This is a genomic window from uncultured Thiodictyon sp., assembly GCA_903837595.1.
GTDB lineage: Bacteria > Pseudomonadota > Gammaproteobacteria > Chromatiales > Chromatiaceae > Thiodictyon.
The window spans coordinates 1-1,935 of record CAILVI010000249.1 but is presented as its reverse complement, the minus strand read 5'-3'; the positions used below and the strand labels follow the sequence as shown (position 1 = coordinate 1,935).

The window sequence follows — 1,935 nt, the reverse complement described above, 5'->3', positions numbered from 1 at the left end:
CGGGCCGATGCGGCGAAACACCGGCCCCGCGGTCAGTGCGGCCAGGTCGATCCAGTCGCGGTAGGCACTGACCGGGCACAGCCGGGAGAGGGCCGGGGCCTTGAATTCCGCCCCCAGCCCGTCGTGTTCGGTCTTGGTCCGATGCAGATACAGCGTCATGCCCTCCCCGGGGGTGACCACGATGTCCTCCACGCGCAGCCGGCTCAACTCATCGCTGCGGAAGGCCCGCCAGAATCCGATCAGGATGAGCGCCCGATCGCGGGTCGCTCGCAGGAGGCCCACGCTGTCGGCGTCGGTGGTGGCGCGGATGATGGCCGCGACGAGGGTGGCGTCGATCTGCGCCAGTTCGGCGATTGGCAAGGGGAGGGCGCGGCGCTCGCGGGCGGGGTGGAGCGTGCCGATGCCTTTCAGGACCTGGCGGACCAGGGGCGCCTTGGTGGGGTCGGGAAAGCCCTGGTCGCGGTGCCATTGCGCGAGCGCTGCCAGGCGTAGCTTTAGCGTGTTCAGCGACAGGGTCGACGCGTACGCCGCCAGATAGCGGGCCACCGCATCGGTCGTGGCCGGCAGGAACCCGCCCCAGGCCTCCTCGTAATGGCGTACGGCTGACGCGTAACTGCGGCGCGTGTTATCGCGCGTGGCGGCGGCGAGGTAGTGCTCAAGCTCGGGCATGGGTGGTGGGCGGCCTGCGGGTGTTGCCGGGGTGGGCGCTTTTTGTACCGGAACCGGGCCGTTTGGGGGGAACGTGTCCCTGGACGGGATAACGGCGGATTATCGCATGTGGATATCGGCCAAGAGAAGCGGTCATAACTGTGTTGTGAGAGGATGTAATATTGCAGTATGTGGCACAGTACGTTATTCAGGCAGACCCCATGGCACGCGCCGGTATTTCAAAGTATCTCGTTCAGAAAGCCCGTGATGCGTTGGTTTCCCGCGGGGAGAACCCCTCCATTGATGCGGTCCGCGTGGAACTGGGCAACACCGGCTCCAAGAGTACGATCCATCGCTACCTCCAAGAGCTTGCACAGTCAGAAGGGACGCGGCTCGACGATGAGCAACTGTTGAGTGCGACCCTCGGGACGGCGGTCGCGGGACTGGCCCGTCAGTTGCGCGAGGAGGCCCGCGCCGCCGTGGCGGCGGCCGAGGCGCGTCACGCGGCAGAGGCGGGCGCGCAGCGTGTCGAGCTCGCCCGGTTGGAGCAGGCACTGGGGGAGGTGCAGGTGCAGGCCGGGCAGCTTGGCGAGGTCCTCACCGGTGAACGGGACGCCCACGCGGCGACCCGCGAGGCGTTACAGCAAGAGCGTATCCGCACGGCGGCCATCGGTAACGAGAACGCGGCCCTCACGGTACGACTGGCCGAACATGGCCGGCACATCGATTCCCTGGAAGAAAAACATCGGCACGCGCGTGACGCCTTGGAGCATTACCGGCGGTCGGTCAAGGATCAGCGTGATCAGGACCAGCGCCGCCACGAGACGCAGGTGCAGCAACTCCAGGCCGAACTGCGCCAGCTCGCCCAGACCCTGGTCGTCAAACAGGACGAGGTGACCCGCAACGGCCAGGATTGCGCCCGGCTGTCCGCCGAGTTGGCCGAGGCCCGTCGCGAACTGCGTGAGGCCCAGCAGAATGTTCGAGATGTCCAGCGCGCCAGGGATGACTTGGTCGCTGTCCAGGCGCGACTGGCGGCCGACAACGCGACCTTGACTGAGCAACTGGCCGTCGCCGAAGGCACACGCCAGACGCTGGTCGCCGAGGAGCGCGGGCTACGGCAAGCGTTGGCCGAACAGGACCTACGCGTGCAGCGCCTGCAGGTGCGGCTCGAGGTTCAGGCGTCACTCTAGGGGTTGTAAGCCCAAACCCCAGAAAATTCCGTCAACCTAAATCGAGCCCTGCCACGATCGCATCCAGGTCGAGAATCCGCCCGGCACCGCGAAACGT

At 66.8% G+C, this 1,935-nt stretch carries 1 protein-coding gene and 1 pseudogene; one reads left to right on the top strand and one right to left on the bottom strand.

The window, feature by feature from the left end:
- A pseudogene (locus QZY44_RS13660) lies at positions 1–669 on the bottom strand (Tn3 family resolvase); the annotation flags it as partial.
- A 170-nt stretch (positions 670–839) separates the two neighbouring features.
- Here QZY44_RS13660 and QZY44_RS13655 point away from each other — a divergent pair.
- On the top strand, positions 840–1,838 hold the full coding sequence (locus QZY44_RS13655; RefSeq protein WP_295447102.1) for a DNA-binding protein: 999 nt from the start codon (positions 840–842) through the stop codon (positions 1,836–1,838).
- Positions 1,839–1,935 lie beyond the last annotated feature (97 nt).